Annotated in this window: 13 protein-coding genes and 1 pseudogene; 6 read left to right on the top strand and 8 right to left on the bottom strand. The window is 72.1% G+C overall.

Annotated features, from left to right (window positions below; genetic code table 11):
• Nucleotides 1-7: 7 nt before the first annotated feature.
• Complete coding sequence (locus ACWGKQ_RS03045; RefSeq protein ID WP_453290102.1) at nucleotides 8-1,759, bottom strand: choice-of-anchor Q domain-containing protein; 1,752 nt, start codon at nucleotides 1,757-1,759, stop codon at nucleotides 8-10.
• Nucleotides 1,760-2,024: 265 nt separating this feature from the next.
• Here ACWGKQ_RS03045 and ACWGKQ_RS03040 point away from each other — a divergent pair, with 265 nt between their 5' ends.
• The 3 genes from ACWGKQ_RS03040 (at nucleotide 2,025) to ACWGKQ_RS03030 (ending at nucleotide 5,049) form a co-directional block, all read left to right on the top strand.
• Nucleotides 2,025-2,729 carry a DUF4230 domain-containing protein gene (locus ACWGKQ_RS03040; protein WP_453290101.1) on the top strand — a complete coding sequence of 235 codons (705 nt, stop codon included), beginning with the start codon at nucleotides 2,025-2,027 and terminating at the stop codon, nucleotides 2,727-2,729.
• A gap of 437 nt (nucleotides 2,730-3,166) precedes the next feature.
• On the top strand, nucleotides 3,167-3,634 hold the full coding sequence (locus ACWGKQ_RS03035) for a VanZ family protein (protein WP_453290271.1): 468 nt from the start codon (nucleotides 3,167-3,169) through the stop codon (nucleotides 3,632-3,634).
• 164 nt (nucleotides 3,635-3,798) lie between these two features.
• Entirely contained in the window at nucleotides 3,799-5,049 is a 1,251-nt protein-coding gene (locus ACWGKQ_RS03030) for a ricin-type beta-trefoil lectin domain protein (RefSeq protein ID WP_453290100.1), read from the top strand.
• 16 nt (nucleotides 5,050-5,065) lie between these two features.
• On the opposite strand, the gene ACWGKQ_RS03025 is transcribed toward ACWGKQ_RS03030, so the two are convergent.
• Nucleotides 5,066-5,326 (bottom strand): hypothetical protein, encoded by a 261-nt coding sequence (locus ACWGKQ_RS03025; RefSeq protein WP_453290099.1) that lies wholly within the window; start codon nucleotides 5,324-5,326, stop codon nucleotides 5,066-5,068.
• A 472-nt stretch (nucleotides 5,327-5,798) separates the two neighbouring features.
• Here ACWGKQ_RS03025 and ACWGKQ_RS03020 point away from each other — a divergent pair, with 472 nt between their 5' ends.
• Nucleotides 5,799-6,761 (top strand): SDR family NAD(P)-dependent oxidoreductase, encoded by a 963-nt coding sequence (locus tag ACWGKQ_RS03020; RefSeq protein ID WP_453290098.1) that lies wholly within the window; start codon nucleotides 5,799-5,801, stop codon nucleotides 6,759-6,761.
• A 58-nt stretch (nucleotides 6,762-6,819) separates the two neighbouring features.
• The gene (locus tag ACWGKQ_RS03015) at nucleotides 6,820-7,305 is read left to right on the top strand and encodes a hypothetical protein (protein WP_453290097.1); all 486 of its coding nucleotides are present in this window, start codon (nucleotides 6,820-6,822) and stop codon (nucleotides 7,303-7,305) included.
• Nucleotides 7,306-7,358: 53 nt separating this feature from the next.
• Here ACWGKQ_RS03015 and ACWGKQ_RS03010 read toward each other — a convergent pair.
• From ACWGKQ_RS03010 to ACWGKQ_RS02995, 4 genes and pseudogenes are all read right to left on the bottom strand, one after another.
• Nucleotides 7,359-7,505, bottom strand: a pseudogene (locus tag ACWGKQ_RS03010) (NrfD/PsrC family molybdoenzyme membrane anchor subunit); the annotation flags it as partial.
• Nucleotides 7,506-7,685: 180 nt separating this feature from the next.
• Nucleotides 7,686-7,904, bottom strand: a complete 219-nt coding sequence (locus ACWGKQ_RS03005) for a hypothetical protein (protein ID WP_453290096.1) — start codon at nucleotides 7,902-7,904, stop codon at nucleotides 7,686-7,688.
• A gap of 107 nt (nucleotides 7,905-8,011) precedes the next feature.
• Complete coding sequence (locus ACWGKQ_RS03000; protein WP_453290095.1) at nucleotides 8,012-9,301, bottom strand: ROK family protein; 1,290 nt, start codon at nucleotides 9,299-9,301, stop codon at nucleotides 8,012-8,014.
• A gap of 225 nt (nucleotides 9,302-9,526) precedes the next feature.
• Nucleotides 9,527-12,679, bottom strand: coding sequence for a bifunctional cytochrome P450/NADPH--P450 reductase (locus ACWGKQ_RS02995; RefSeq protein WP_453290094.1), 3,153 nt, complete (start codon nucleotides 12,677-12,679; stop codon nucleotides 9,527-9,529).
• Nucleotides 12,680-12,884: 205 nt separating this feature from the next.
• Between ACWGKQ_RS02995 and ACWGKQ_RS02990 the strand changes: the two genes are divergently transcribed.
• Nucleotides 12,885-13,514 (top strand): PAS domain S-box protein, encoded by a 630-nt coding sequence (locus ACWGKQ_RS02990; protein ID WP_453290270.1) that lies wholly within the window; start codon nucleotides 12,885-12,887, stop codon nucleotides 13,512-13,514.
• Here ACWGKQ_RS02990 and ACWGKQ_RS02985 read toward each other — a convergent pair.
• A complete protein-coding gene (locus tag ACWGKQ_RS02985) occupies nucleotides 13,460-14,368 on the bottom strand; it encodes a DUF3626 domain-containing protein (protein WP_453290093.1) in 909 nt (302 codons plus the stop codon). The genes ACWGKQ_RS02990 and ACWGKQ_RS02985 overlap by 55 nt on opposite strands.
• A gap of 135 nt (nucleotides 14,369-14,503) precedes the next feature.
• Entirely contained in the window at nucleotides 14,504-14,902 is a 399-nt protein-coding gene (locus ACWGKQ_RS02980; RefSeq protein ID WP_453290092.1) for a DUF3592 domain-containing protein, read from the bottom strand.
• Between the last annotated feature and the right edge of the window lie 139 nt (nucleotides 14,903-15,041).

Genomic DNA, 15,041 nt, shown 5'->3' with positions numbered 1-15,041 from the left:
GTGTCGGCTAGAGAATGCCGCCGAACTCCACCGCGCCGATGTCGCACGCGTCGGGACGGGAGGCGTGGCGCTGATCCGTCGTCGAACACGTGGGCACGGCCGCGTTGATGAGCGGGCTGCCTGCCAGGGGCAGTGCGTACCAGGTGGTGTTCGGGCCGTCGTTCGTCAGGGTGCCGAGCTGTGCGTTGAGTCCGGTTCCCTGCCGGTCCGTGGTCGTCGTGGTGAGTCCGCAGGTGGTGTCGGTGGCGAAGTTCCCCCCGGCGGAGGAGACAGCCCCGGTGCCGGCGCAGTTGGACGAGTTCGGGTTCTGCCAGACGGAGTCGGACGCCCGGGTGATCGCCGTACCGCTCGCCTGGTACAGCCCGCCGGTGTTGTTCAGCACCGTGACGTTCTGCAGGTTCGCCTCGGCGTTGTTGTAGAGGCCGCCGCCGGACGGTGCCGTGTTCGCCGCGATCGTCGAGTCGTGGATCTCGGTGTAGCCGCCCTCGGCTCCGGTGGGACCGGAGTCGTTGTAGAGGCCGCCGCCGACCTGGCCCGCCGTGTTGTTCGTCAGGGACGTGTCCGTCAACGTGAGCTTGGCGGCGAACCGCGCGACGGCGCCCCCGGCACCGGTGGCCTGGTTGTTCGTGAAGGCGGTGCTGGTGACGGAGAGGGTCGCCCCGGTGTTCGTGTAGAGCCCGCCGCCCCATGACCCGCTCGCGTTGTGGTCGAACGTGGCGTGGTCGATGGACGCGTTGATGGCACCCTTGCCGTTGCCGACGAAGACCGCACCGCCGAAACGTCCCTGGTTCTGCTGGAACGACACACTGGTCATGAACGTCTGGACGCCCTCCGCCGCCACCGCTCCGCCGTACCCCGACAACAGGGTGCCGGCCGGTGCCGAGTTGCCGACGAAGGCGGCGTCGGCGACGCTCAGGTAACCGGTGAGGTTGTTCGCCGCGTTGAACAGGGCGCCGCCGGAGTCGGCGACCTGGTTCGCGGCGAAGCTGACCGGCGTGCCACTCGTGGAGTGCACCCTTGCGACCGAGTTGCCCCAGACCATGATGCCGCCGCCCTGGAAGGCCGAGTTGCCGTTCACGTCCCCGCCGTCGAGGTCCAGATCCGCGCCGTTCTCCACGATGATCGCGCCGCCGGTGCCGTCCGAGGCGACCGCGTGGTTGAGCAGGTAGTGGCTGTTCTTGCTGTACACGAACCCGGTCGTGCAGATCGCACCGCCCCAGCCGCTCGAGTTCGACCGGAACGTGCTGTCGATGACGTTGATGTGCGCGGTCGAACCGGTGGCGATCGCACCGCCGCAGAAGAGGGGGTTGGTCCTGCCGTTCTGGATCGTGACGTTCGTGAGGTTGTACGTGCCGCCGGAGCCGTAGATCGCCGCACCGCTCCCGGCGTTGGCGCTCCCGGGTGCGGTGGCTGTGGCGCCGTTCAGCGTGATGTTGCTCAGCGTCAGAGTCGGACTGCCGTTGACGACGAAGATGCGCGAGATGCCGCCTCCGTCCAGGGTGACGTTCCCGCCTCCGTCGATGGTGGTGTCCTGCGTCAGGATCTTGTAGCTCGTGATCGGGATGGTCGCGGCCCCACCGCAGTCGAACGTCACGGTGCCGCCCGCGGCGAGTGCGGCGGTGAACGCCGCTTCGGTGCAGCTCGCCGGCGTGCCGGAACCGACCGTGGTGGCCGCCTGCGCGTCGATCGTGAACAGGCCGACGGATGCGACGGCGGTGGCCGTCAGCACGCCGACACGGGCCAGAAGCCGCCTTCTCATGATCGGCTCCCGTCGGACCAGGACAGCGAACGGGCCGGAGTTCTCGGACACATGGGCGTTTCCTCCACTGCAGCGGGTGGCCTCGACCTTTCTGGGGGACAGCGTGATCCGGCGGCGGTGTCCTGTCGCTTCCTGTTCCGCTCAGCGGAGCGGGCTCCGTACCACCGCGTGTATCAGTCCTGCCTCAGCTGTCTCAATCAGCCAACAACACGGTCTGGCAGGGCTTTTGGCGGGCATTCGTGTCGTTGGAAAGGAGGACCGTCACATGGCGAGTTCCACCAAGGAGAGCAAGGGGAGCACCACGCAGGATGCTCCCGTCACGGCCCGGCCCCGGCGGATGCCCGTCTGGGCGAAACTGGTCACCGCGCTGGTACTGGTGCTCGTGGTGCTGTTCGCCGGGATCAAACTGGCGGTGCTGCCGGGGATCAAGGACCTGTTCGGCACGGAGACCCGCGACAACACCGGCCCGGCGCTGCTCAAGTCCATCCAGGACATGAGCCGTTACGACGCGGCCTCCGGCAACTTCCAGGTCGTCGTGGACCTGGAGAAGGACGCCAAGTACCTGCCCAGCGCGATCCGCGGCACCCGCACCCTGTACGTCGGAGCGGGCACCGTCGACTCCTATGTCGACCTCGGCAAGATCGCGCAGAAGGACGTGACGGTCAACGGCGACCGTACCGAGGCCACCATCCGGCTGCCGCACGCGCAGCTCGGCAAGGCCACCCTGGACGCCGACCACTCGTACGCCGTCTCCAAGCAGCGCGGTCTGCTGGACCGGCTCGGCGACCTGTTCTCGGACAACCCGAACAGCGAGCAGGCGGTCCAGAAGCTCGCGGTGAAGCACATCTCGGACGCGGCCAAGAGCAGCGGGCTGACCACCCGCGCCGAGACCAACACCACGGACATGCTGGAGGGCCTGCTGCACTCCCTCGGCTTCACGGAGGTGCACGTGTCCTACGGGACGGTCTGAGCGACGCGGCGGGGCCGAGGGCCGGGGTCTTCCCGCGCTCTCGGCCCCTTGTCCGTGCCGAACGGCGGCATCTCCAGGTGTTTGGGGGGTAACAGCGTTACCACGCCGACAATTGAACGAGTGGAGGACTCATGGCCAGCGCCGCCTCGCGCCTGCGCACCGCCAAGGGCGACCCCCGTGAGGGGCCGAAGAAGGACGAGGGCACCGGCAAACGGGAGGGACTGTTCACCAGGGCCGCACGCGTGGTCAAGGTCCGCCGCACCGCATCCGAGGCCACCCCGAAGAAGGGCGGCACCGCCAAGCCGGCGGGCACCGGCAAGGCTCCGGCCAAAGCCTCCACCAAACCGGCCACCAAAGCCTCCACCAAGCCGGCCGCCAAAGCCTCCACCAAGCCGGCCGCCAAAGCCTCCGCCAAACCCGCCGCCAAGACCGGCGGTGTGGAGCGCCGTCCGCTGCCCCTCCCGCTGCGGCTGCTGGCCATGCTGTTCGCCTTCGCCGCGATGGTGGCGTTCGCCGTCGTCCTGGCGAAGCTGACGCTCGATCCGTCCCCCGCGTCGGTGTCGATCGCCCACACCAATCTGCACCCCGGTGCCACTCTCAAGCTCTATCTGGACCAGCCCGCGTTCCGTGACGCCGTGAAGCAGATCGGCGGGAACATCCTGCTCGGCGTCCCGTTCGGGATCCTGGTGCCGGTTCTCGCGCCCGGCGCCCGGGGCATCGTACGGGTGCTGCTGCTCACCGCGATCGTGATGCTGCTGGTGGAGATGGCCCAGGGCGCACTGGTCACCGGCCGGGCGTTCGACGTGGACGACGTCATCCTCAACACCACGGGCGCGCTGGTGGGTTGGCTGCTGCTGGGCCGACGGCTCGGCCGGGCGGTGCACGCCCGCAAGCGCAAGGCGTGACCCGGGGGGCGGTCTCCGAGGAGGCCGCCCCTCTTCCTATTCTGGTCCGTACCAAGGTATTGACGCGCCACTTATCTCACTTCTTAAATCAAGAGGCGACGCCTTCACCCCCCACTCCGGCCGGCTGCCTCCCCGCACCCGGCCGCCGTACGGAAGGAAGAGCCGTGGCTTCCCCACGATTGCTCCGTAGATGTCTGTTCGCAACGCTCTCCGCGGCGTTGGTCGCGACGGCCGCCGTCGGGCCCGCGCGGGCCGCGTCCACGTCCGCGTCCACCGACGCGAGCGCGGCCGCCGTGACCTTCTCCGACAACTTCGACGGAGCCGCCGGTTCGCCGGTCGACTCCTCGAAGTGGACGATGGAGACCGGCGACAACGTCAACAACCACGAAAGGGAGTACTACACCTCGGGCACCAACAACGCGGCCCTCGACGGCCAGGGGCACCTGGTCATCACGGCCAAGAAGGAGAACCCCGCCAACTACCAGTGCTGGTACGGCACCTGCCAGTACACCTCGGCCCGGATGAACACCTCCGGGAAGTTCAGCGCGCAGTACGGGCACGTCGAGGCCCGGATGAAGATCCCGCGCGGGCAGGGCATGTGGCCGGCGTTCTGGATGCTCGGCACCGACATCGGGTCGGTCGGCTGGCCGAACTCCGGTGAGATCGACGTGATGGAGAACGTCGGCTACGAACCCTCCACGATCCACGGCACCATCCACGGCCCCGGCTACTCCGGCTCCAACGGCATAGGTGCCGCCTACTCGCTGGCGAACGGGCAGGCGTTCGCGGACGCCTTCCACACGTTCGCCGTCGACTGGGCACCCAACTCGATCAAGTGGTCGGTCGACGGTGTCGTCTACCAGACGCGCACGCCCGCCGACGTGGGCGGCAACACCTGGGCGTTCAACAAGCCGTTCTTCCTGATCCTGAACCTGGCCGTCGGCGGTTACTGGCCGGGCGACCCGGACGGTTCGACCGCCTTCCCGGCACAGCTGGTGGTGGACTCGGTGTCCGTGACGACCAGTGACAGCGCCACCGGGGTCGCGATCAAGGGCCTGGCCGGCAAGTGCGTGGACGTGGCCGGGGCGAACACCGCCAACGGCACGCCCGTCGACCTCTACGACTGCAACGGCACCGCCGCCCAGCAGTGGACGGTCGGCAGCGACGGCACGATCCGCGCGCTGGGCAAGTGCCTGGACGTCACCAGCGGCGGCACGGCGGACGGCACGGCGGTGCAGCTCTACGACTGCAACGGCAGCGCCGCCCAGAAGTGGGCCGTCTCCTCGGCGAACGACATAGTGAACCCACAGGCGAACAAGTGCCTGGACGTGACCGGCAACAACTCGGCCAACGGCACCCGGTTGCAGATCTGGACCTGCTCGGGCGGCGCCAACCAGAAGTGGACGGTCGGCTGAGCGCGGGGCGCGCCGGCTAGCGGCGGCGCGACGGGCGGGGCGTCCAGGTGAACTTGTCCCCGCCCACCCAGCGGACCACGTCCGGGTCGTCCAGGTCGTGGACCCGGATACCGAAGGACGCGGCCACCTCCAGCACGTCCGTGACGGTGCGGGCCTGGCAGACCACCTCCCCGTCGATCTCCACGATGCGGAAGGGCGGGGTGCCGGGCCTGCCGGTCATGACCCCGAGCACCAGGATCCGCGGCTGGGAGATGTACGGGCTCGCTATCTCGGTCATGCAATCGAGGGTAGATCCACCTGGCCGGAAGTGACCTGCGCGAGCCCCTCCTGCCCGGCGGTTCAGGAGTCGTCAACCGGAGATTTGCCCGGGCATTTGCACATGCTTGGGAAACGTCCGGGCAAATCCGCGACCAGTCTTGGGCCAGGGTGGCGGGACCTTCCCGCCACCCATGGGTGACGCGCATCACCCGCAGGCCCGGAACAGCCGGGGGTGGTTGTCCGTTGAACAAGCCGTGGGTGCGGATGGGACAGTGTCCCCGGGCCTCACCTTTTGCCCACAGGGACGATCGTTCGGCTGAAGCCCTGTGGAGCCTTTCGCCGAGAGGCGACCGCCATCCGTGCCCACCCCTTGGCCGCCCCGGCCGCGAATCCCCCGTCGCGGTCGGGGCTTTCCCCTGTTCGGGGCCGTTTCCGAAGCCCCAGGGCGTCCGCTTGACTTCGAGAGCACTCCAATTCGTAGCGTTCACGACATGAGCACTACGACTCCTCAGCACAAGATCGGTTCCGGTTTCGGCGCGGACAGCACGGCCGACGACGTCCTGGCGGGCCTCGACCTCGGCGGCCGGCTCGCGATCGTCACCGGCGGCTACTCCGGGCTGGGCCTGGAGACCACCAGGGCCCTCACCAAGGCCGGCGCCCGCGTCGTCGTCCCCGCACGGCGCGTCGAGGCCGCCCGCGAGGCGCTGGCAGGCCTCGACGGGGTCGAGGTGGACGAGCTGGACCTCGGTGACCAGGACAGCGTGCGCGGCTTCTCCGAGCGGTTCCTGGCCTCCGGCCGGACCGTCGACTTCATGATCGACAACGCGGGGATCATGGCCTGCCCGGAGACCCGGGTCGGGCCCGGCTGGGAGGCCCAGTTCGCCACCAACCACCTCGGGCACTTCGCCCTGGTCAACCGGCTCTGGCCGGCCCTCGAGCCCGGTGGCGCCCGGGTCGTGTCGGTCTCCTCGCGCGCCCACCACTTCTCCGGGATGCGCTGGGACGACGTCCAGTGGCAGCACGGCTACGACAAGTGGCAGGCGTACGGCCAGGCCAAGACCGCGAACGTGCTGTTCGCCGTGCACCTCGACCGGCTCGGCCGGGACACCGGCGTACGGGCCTTCGCCCTGCACCCCGGCGGCATCATGACCCCGCTCCAGCGGCACATCCCCCGCGCGGAGAAGATCGAGCGCGGCTGGATGGACGAGCAGGGCAACCCGCTGGAGTTCGCGGGCCTGAAGACGCCCGAGCAGGGCGCGGCCACCCAGACCTGGGCGGCCACCTCCGCGCAGCTGGCGGGCATGGGCGGGGTGTACCTGGAGGACTGCGACATCGCCGAGCCCGCCGTGGAGGGCGAGCCGACCGGTGTGAAGTCCTGGGCGGTCGACCCCGAGCAGGCGGCCCGGCTGTGGGACCTGTCGGCGGAGCTGACGGGCGTGAACGCGTTCGCCTGAGCCGCCCCGGGCGTTCGGACACCCGGGGCGGGACCGCTGTCCCACGGCTCCGAAGCGCGTGCACGCCGAACCGGCCGGCAGCGCGGGTCCCGAGGCGAGCGCGGGCGCCCGGCGGCCGCCGAGCACGACGGCCCCGAGGGCACCCCCCGCGGTGAGGTGCCGCGCGGCACGCAGCAGGGTCCCGCCACGCCCGTCCTGCCAGGTCTCGGCGACCGGGCCCAGCCGCCGCCCGGCCGCCTTCTCCATCGCCACGTCGGCCAGCGCCGCCAGCCCGGCGGCACAGCGCGCGGGCGCGTTCTCCCGGGCGGGCCCCGCCACCAGGGCCATGCCGGCCGCCGCGGCCGTGGCCGAGGCGGCGAACAGGTACGGCAGCTCACGGTGGGCGCCGTGCCGGGCCGGTACGGCGGTGTCGGCGGCCAGCACCGCGGTGTACGTGGCGACCGCCGGCCCGAGCAGCCCCGCCGCGCCGGTTGCCGCGCCCCCGAGCCGCGGCAGCCGGCCGCTGACGGCGCTCGCGGCGGCCGCACCCGCCGCGGGCCCGTAGGCACCGAGCAGCCAGGAGCCCATGCTCATCGGCGAGGTGGGCTTGAACACCCGCAGCATGTTCGCGAACCGTTCCGGCCTGCCCAGGTCGTGGATGAGCGCGGCGCCCGAGAGGGATACGGCGGCCTTCGGCGCGGTGGCGGTCGTCGTACGGCCGGTCAGGTGCGCGCCGGCCGCGAGGACCGACCCGGCACCCGCCAGGCCGCCGAGGAAGAAGTACCCGGCGATGTCGGGGGCGGCCCAGGACGGCGGCTTGATGACCGGGCGGCCGTAGTAGGACTCGAACTCGGCCCGGGGAACGACGGGTTGCTCACCCCGGCCGCGCCGCCTGGATCGGCCGGTCCATGGGGTCGGTGGAGCCGGCCAGCTGTCTCCCCGTGCTCAGGCCGACGGCTCGTCGGGCACCGGGTCCTCGGGGTGCAGGGCGCCCGAGCGTGCTGTGCCGCCGGGGCCCGCGCCGGCCTCGTCGGGGTCGGGGAGATCGTCGTCGTGATCCTGCGGCGGCCGGCTCTCCGCCGCCTCCCACGGGTCCCGGCCGGGCCCGGCCTGCTGGTCCGGCAGGTCCCGGGGTACCGGCTTGCCGTCGTGCTTCCCGTCCACGGCGTACTCCCCTCGCGCCTCGCGTCGTCCCGAGCGTCAGGCGAGTACCTCGGCGGAACCGGGCGAAACGCCGGGTCGGCACGGAGATCGGCGGGGCCGTGCGCTGGTCAGCGCGGGCTGCGCTCCTCCAGGGCCGTGCGCCACGCGGGCAGCCGGTCCTCGGTCACCGGTTCCGCGCGACGGCCGCCGCGGCTGAAGAAGTCGGCGAGGGGCAGGATCGCCGCGCCGACGGTGACCGCGTCCGGGCCGAGCCGGCCCAGGTCGATGGTGACCTGCTCGGCGGGGTGGCGCAGCGCGTACGTGGTCGCGTACCGGCGTACGGCGGGCAGGAAGCGGGCGCCGAGCTGGAGCCCGGCCCAGCCGCCGATCAGGATCCGCTCGGGCTGGAAGAGGTTGATCAGGTCGGAGAGGCCGGCGCCGAGGTACTCGGCGGTCTCCTCCAGGACGGCGAGCGCGACCGGGTCGGGCTCGGTGCCCTCGGGCGGGTAGGCGGCGGCGAGCATCGCGGTGAGCGCGCTCTCCTCGTCGAGGCCCTCGGCCGGCCGGCCGCCCTCCTCCCGCCAGCGGGCGAGCAGCGACTCGGCACCGGCGTACGCCTCCAGGCAGCCGAGCGCGCCGCAGCGGCACCGGCGGCCGCGCACCCGTACTGTCAGGTGCCCCCATTCGACGGCCCTGCCGTGCTCCACCTCGGCGGAGACCAGGCAGGCGCCGACGCCGGAGCCGAACAGCACCACGACCGCGTCGTCCGCGCCGCGCCCGGCGCCGAACCACATCTCGGCCTGGCCCAGGGTCTTGGCGCCGTTGTCGATGAAGTACCGCACGGAGTCCGGGAGCCGGCAGCCGGTGCGGAGCAGTTCCTCCAGCGGGACGGCGTCCCAGCCGATGGTCTGGCCGTGCACGAGGGCGCCCCGGTCGTCGGTGTGCTCGATGATGCCGGGGACGCCGACGCCGACGCCGAGGAGCAGCTCGGGCGAGGCTCCCTCGGTGGCGAGGACCTCGTCGATGCCGTCCCGGATGTGGCCGACGATCACTTCGACGTCGTAGCCCTGCTGTTCCAGCGGACGCTCGACGCGGGCCAGTTCGGTGAGGTTGAGGTCGAACAGCTCGACCCGGACGCGGGTCTCGCCGACGTCCACGCCGATCATGTGTCCGCTCCGCGGGGCGACGCGCAGCAGGGTGCGGGGGCGGCCGCCGTCGGAGTCGACGCTGCCGGCCTCCTCGACCAGGCCGTCGGCGACCAGGTCGGCGACCACGTTGCTCACCGAGCCGGAGCTCAGGCCCGTCGCCGGGCCCAGCTCGAAGCGGCTGAGGGGGCCGTCGAAGTAGAGTCGTTGCAGCACGGCCGTGCGGTTGGCCCTTCTGAGGTCGCGTACCGTGCGCCCGTTCCGCCCCGCCATGTGGCTCCCTTCACGAACCCTGCCCGACCTGCAACATACTCCTTCGGGAGGGCGGAAGCGATATTTTCCCAACCCTTAGTTCACGCTGTGAGCTAAGGAGGAGTTAATGCAGTTGATGCCGGGTCGCACCGTGGGGGTGGAGATCGTACGCGGGCGAACGGCTCGTCGTGATTGCTCGCGCAGTTCCCCGCGCCCCTGACGGGGCGCTGCAGGCGGCGGCGTCGATCAGCTCGCCGCGTATACATCCTCCACAAAACGGCCTTCCGCCACCAGGGAGTTCAGCCATTCATCGGGATTTCCCTCGGGTGTGCGGTCTTGGAACATCGTGCGGAACGCCTCCCGGACCCCCGGCGCCATCCGGCTGCCGTCTCCGCAGACGTACACCCTCGCGCCCGCCGCCAGCAGCGCCCACACCTCGTCGGCCTCGGCGGCGATGCGGTGCTGGACGAAGGTGCCCGCGGTGCTGAAGGCCGGGCGCAGGGAGACGGCGCCGGCGGTCTGCGCGGCATGCAGTTCCTCGGCGTGCAGGAAGTCGGCGTCGGCCGCGTCGCAGCCGAAGTAGCAGAGGGCGGGCGGGAGTTCGGCGCCCGCCGCGAGGGCCGCGGTGCGGTCGGCGACGGCGCCGCGGAAGGGGGCCAGGCCGGTGCCCGCGGCGATCATGACGACCGGTGCGGTGTCGTCGATGCGGAAGGCCTCCCGGCAGGGCTGGACTCGGGCGTGGACCGTGTCGCCCGGGCGCAGGGCGGTCAGGTGACCGGAGCCGGTGCCCCGGTAGACGCCCTTGCCGGAGCGGGCGGGGGCCTCCAGCAGGGAGATCATCAGGTCGGCGTGGCGGGGGTCGGCTGCCGGGGACGAGGAGATCGAGTAATGCCGGGGCCTGAGCGGGGTGAGGAGGTCCAGGAGGCGGGGCCAGTCGAGGGCGCCGCGCAGCGCGGGGTGGTCCTCGACGATCTCGACGAGGGTGCGCGGGTCGTCGCTCAGGGCGGCGAGGGCCGCCTTCTCGGGCGGGCAGGGGTTGGCCGCGGCGAGGAGGGCCAGTTGGTCACCGTTCGGGCGCTCCTGCAACTCGACGTGGTGGGTGAGGAGTTGTCGGGCGGTGAGCGGGCGGTCGACGGCGAGGCCGTCGCGGCGGGGACGGGTGGCGCGGATGTCGAGGACGGTGTCGGGGTCGACGCCGAGGGCGGTGATCGCTCGGTCGACCAGTGCCGGGGCGTTGGCGGGGAGCACGGTGAGGTGGTCGGCGGTGCGGTAGGTGACGCCGTCCGGCAGGGCCACGCGCAGGAAGCGCTTGGTGCGGGGGTGGTCGGCGGCGGTGAGGTCGTACGCCTCGGTGACCGTCATGGGGACGAGTCCGTGGCGCTCGGCGAGGGCGTCGACGGGGCCGCCGGTCAGGGTGCGGACCTCGTACGCGGCGGTGGGTCCGGGTCCGGCCGGGGTGGCGTCGGGGTCGCCGTAGTGCTCCAGGAGGGCGGTGCGCAGCCGGGCGGTGAACTCGCGGACCGTGCCGGTGAGGTCGCCGGAGGCGTCGGCGGCGGCCCGGTCGGTGAGGCGGGTGGCGCCGAGTTCGGCGAGGCGGGCGTCGATGCGGGTCGGGAAGTGCTGGTAGGTGGCGGCCCAGTTGCGGTCGCCGACGCCGAGGACGGCGTAGGTCACTCCGGTGAGGTCGGGGTCGCCGTCGAGCCAGGCGGCGAAGGCGGTGGCGTCGTCGGTGGGGCGGCCGTTGTAGGAGGCGGCGGTGATGACGACGGGCCGGTCGGTGGGGAGACCGGTGGCGTACGCGTCCAGGGGCGCCACCTCGGTGGTGCAGCCGATCTCGGCCGCCTCGTCGGCGAGTCCGGCGGCGAAGCCGCGGCAGGTGCCGTAGTTGCTGCCGTGCAGGAGGAGGGCGCCGGTGCCGGAGCGGACCCGGGCCGGGAGCGTGGCCGTCGTGTGCGGGTCGTGGGCGGCCGTCGGCCGGGCGCCCGGCAGGGGCTGGTGGACACGGTCGGCGGGGGTGCGCGGGGTGAGGGTCAGGGTGAAGCCCTCGGGCTTGAGGGTGAGGGTCTCCTTGACGGTGAGCGCGTAGTCCGCGTGGTCGTGCGGCCGGTAGCGGTGCACCAGCATGGCCAGCAGCATGGTCGCCTCGTGGAGGGCGAACTGCCTTCCGATGCAGGCGCGTTCGCCGGTGCCGAAGGGCTTGAAGGCGTGCACCGGGCGGGCCGCTTCGGCCTCCGGGGTGAACCGGGAGGGGTCGAACAGCTCGGGGTTGTCGCCCCAGACCGGCTGGCGGTGCAGCATCGGGGCGAGCACGGTGACGGCCTGCCCGGCCTCGAGCGGGATCCGGCCGCCGAGCAGGGTGTCGTCCAGGGCGTGCCGGCCGAAGGCGGCGGCGGTCGGCCACAGCCGCAGCGCCTCGTTGAGGACCTGCCGGGTGTAGGCCAGCCTGCCGACCTCGTCGTAGGTCGGTTCCGGGTCGGGGGTGTCGCCCCACAGGGCGTCGGCCTCGCGCTGCACCAACTGGAGCGCGGTGGGGTGCTTGGCCAGGTAGTACAGGGCGAAGGACATCGCACCGGAGGTGGTCTCGTGGCCCGCGATGAGGAAGGTGATGACCTGGTTGCGGATGTTGGCGCGGTCCAGCGTGGTGCCGTCCCCGGGGTGCCGGGCGGAGAGCATCAGGCCGAGGAGGTCCTCGGCCGTGCTCTGGTCGGTGCCGGTGCGGGAGGCGATGACGTCGTCGACGACCCGGGCGAGGTGGTCGGCGTCGTCGCGGAAGGCCGCGTCGGCCGCCGAGTGGTCGGTGCCGGGCCTGCGGGCCAGGCGGGTCATGCTCCACTCCAGGCAGCGGACCATGGACTCGACGAAGGGGTGGGGTTCGGCGCGCTCGAAGGAGCCGAAGTCGTAGCCGAAGCCGGCCAGGCCGATGGTGTCGAGGGTCATCCGGGTCATGTCGTCCGGCACGTCCACCGGGCGGCCGTCGCGGGCGGCACGGTCCCAGGACTCGATGAGCCGCCGGGCGACCTTCACCATCACCGGGTGGTAGGTGCGCATCGAGCCGAGGGCGAAGGCTGGCATCAGGATGTCGTGCGCCTTGGCCCAGTTGGGCTCGTCGTTGTACGCGGTGAACAGTCCGTCGGCGGCGAAGGCGCGGACGTTCTCCAGGGCGGGTCCGACGTGCTTGGCGAACCGCTGCTCGTCGGCGAGGTCGGCGACCAGGTCGGCGTCGGCGACGAACAGGGTGTCCCGCCCGTGCAGCCGTCGTACGAGCACCGGCCCGTGCTCCCGCATCAGGTCCATGACCTGCTGGATCGGGGTCCGGCCGGGGCCGCTGGCGGTGATGTCGACGACGGGGACGCCGGGCAGGATGGGTGCGGTGACGGGGTGCGGCGCGGTGGGGGGCATGGCGCGACAACTGCCTTTCGCGGTACGGAAGTCCTGTCGTCCAGCGTGGTCCTCGAGGGGTGCGGACCCGCGCCGCCGCACTACACGAACGTGTAGTGGAAAGCACCCGCAGGCTCTTGCGCGGTGCCGGTGAAGTTGCCTCTGACCTGGGCGGTCGCCTTGGATGAGGGGAGATGGGGGGGAGCGGAGAGGGTCGGTGGTGGGCATGGTGGCGGGCGGGCTCGACGGCGTGGTGTGGCGCAATCGCGCCCTGACGCTGTTCGACCGGGTGGCGGTGCCGGTGGCGGTGTGCGACGTGTACGGGCTGGTGGTGCTGGCCAACCCGGCGATGGCCGCCGAGTGCGGTACGACACCGGGCCGGCTGCGCGGCCGGGACGTGCTGGACCTGTTCCGGCCGCAGGAGGAGGCCCAGGTGGAGCGGATCGCCGAGGCGCTGCGGCTGCGGCACCGCTCGCGCTACCAGGTGTCGGTACGGTGGCGGGCGCCCGACGGGGCCGAGCGGTACGGGGAGCTGACGGCGGATCCGGTGAGCGAGGCGGTCGGCGAGACGCCGTCGCTGCTGGTGATGTTGCGGGTGGACGGTGAGCGCGAGGCGCCGGAGGCGGAGCCGGTGCGGGTCACCCCGGTCGAGGCGCGGGTGCTGGCACTGCTGGCCGGGGGCGCCACCACCGAGCGGGACGCCCGGGAGCTGGGCCTGACCAGAGACGGCGTCACCTACCATCTGCGCCGTCTGTCGGCCCGCTGGGACGCGGCCAACCGGACCGAACTGGTCGCCCGGGCCTACGCCTTGGGCGTGCTCAGACCGGGTGTCTGGCCACCTGCCCCGGCCGGGTAGGCGGTGCCCGCGCCCTCGGGGGCACCGAACCGGGCCAGGGTGTGCCAGACCATCTTGAGGTCCTGGATCTCGTACCGGCCGGTGCGGGCCGCGGCGCCGATGATCCGGGGGTCGACGACGCCCTTCTCGGCGATCGAGGCGCCCAGTTCGGCGTACTCCGGGCCCCGGTAGTCGGCGTGCCTGCGCAGCTCGGGCACGGTGAGCCGGTAGCCGGGATGCCATTCGACCGTAAAGGGCAGTCGGCGGGCGGCCACCGCCACGGGCGTGCCCCGGTAGCAGGCGTCCAGCACCAGGGCCTCGACGTCCCGGTCGACCCGTATCCCGCCGTGCACCTGGGTCTCGATGTAGTCGTTGAGAGCGTCCCGTTCGTCGGCCTCGGCCAGGGCCAGCAGGTGCGTGCCGGCGGCCACCCCGAAGTCCGCCGGCTCGGCCGCGCTGTCGGGGTAGCAGAAGGTGGCGCGGCGCAGGGCCGCTCCGGTCAGCCGGAGGTGCGAGGAACCGAACCGGGGGGCCGCACCGACCACTTGGCGGCGGAAGTCCAGTGCTCCGTAGACCGGCCGCTCGGCGGGGTCGGCGTCGTCGTAGGCACCGCCGAAGATCCGGCTCTCCCAGCGCCAGCGGTCGCCGCCGGGGTGCGCGGTGAGCCCGCCGTTGCCGGTGCCGGTGACGAACTGGGAGTGGTAGACGCCGTCCCGGGCGAGCGCCTCCAGGACCGGCAGACCGGCCGAGATCCGGTCGGGGTGGAAGTTCAGGGTGATCCGCAGACCGGGGTCGAGGGGCGGTCCCGAGGAGAGCGCGGCCACATGACGCAGTGCGGCCGCGCTGCGCGCCGTCCCGACGTCCGCGAGTTCCATCGGGTTCCCCCTGCGACCTGTCCGATGATCTCTCCGCATGCGGTCCGTCCGATGACCCGTCCGCCTGTGGTTGTCCGATGCCGGCCGACCCTAGCCGAGCACCGTCGGCCCGGTCGCGGCCATTTCGCCGCGGGGTCAGCCCGTCAGGGCGATGAGCACCCCGACCCCCAGGAAGGCCAGCCCGCCGAGCACCAGGAAGACCACCGGCCCCATGACATGCCGCCACATGCGCACCCGGGCGATCTGCGGATTCTGCGCCAGGTAGACGACTTCCACCTGCCGTCCCGTCGCCAGGCCCATGCCGGACCCCTGCATCCGCGTCGAGAACTCCACCCGGTAGCCCACGCGGTCCGTGAACGCGATGACGGGGGTCCACTTCGGCCCGTCGCCGTTGCTGGTGCGCACGTTGTCCACCACGACTCCCCAGGTGCGCACCCCGTGCCGCCGCAGCCGCCGCACCACCGTCCCCTCCCGCATCGCGACCCCGAGGAGTCCGAGGCCGACCACCGTGCACAGCACCGCACCGAAGTTCAACGTTCCAGCCCTTCTGTCCCACCCGACCGCTCGGTCACCCCCGGTTGCAGGGGACGCATCGGCCAGGCGTTCGGTTTCCGGTGCCGGGCACGGTCGCCACGGCACTTCGGGAGGCGCTCCGAAATCCGCTCAGGTCAGC

The organism is Streptomyces sp. NPDC054770, assembly GCF_053611985.1.
This window is presented reverse-complemented; position numbering and strand designations above follow the sequence as displayed.

What these genes read in the sequence shown, in the direction of transcription:
- ACWGKQ_RS03045 (WP_453290102.1), bottom strand. Translation starts at nt 1,759, where the DNA reads ATGAGAAGGCGGCTTCTGGCCCGTGTCGGCGTGCTGACGGCCACCGCC.
- ACWGKQ_RS03040 (WP_453290101.1), top strand. Translation starts at nt 2,025, where the DNA reads ATGGCGAGTTCCACCAAGGAGAGCAAGGGGAGCACCACGCAGGATGCT.
- ACWGKQ_RS03025 (WP_453290099.1), bottom strand. Translation starts at nt 5,326, where the DNA reads ATGACCGAGATAGCGAGCCCGTACATCTCCCAGCCGCGGATCCTGGTG.
- ACWGKQ_RS03020 (WP_453290098.1), top strand. Translation starts at nt 5,799, where the DNA reads ATGAGCACTACGACTCCTCAGCACAAGATCGGTTCCGGTTTCGGCGCG.
- ACWGKQ_RS03000 (WP_453290095.1), bottom strand. Translation starts at nt 9,301, where the DNA reads ATGGCGGGGCGGAACGGGCGCACGGTACGCGACCTCAGAAGGGCCAAC.
- ACWGKQ_RS02995 (WP_453290094.1), bottom strand. Translation starts at nt 12,679, where the DNA reads ATGCCCCCCACCGCGCCGCACCCCGTCACCGCACCCATCCTGCCCGGC.
- ACWGKQ_RS02990 (WP_453290270.1), top strand. Translation starts at nt 12,885, where the DNA reads ATGGTGGCGGGCGGGCTCGACGGCGTGGTGTGGCGCAATCGCGCCCTG.
- ACWGKQ_RS02985 (WP_453290093.1), bottom strand. Translation starts at nt 14,368, where the DNA reads ATGGAACTCGCGGACGTCGGGACGGCGCGCAGCGCGGCCGCACTGCGT.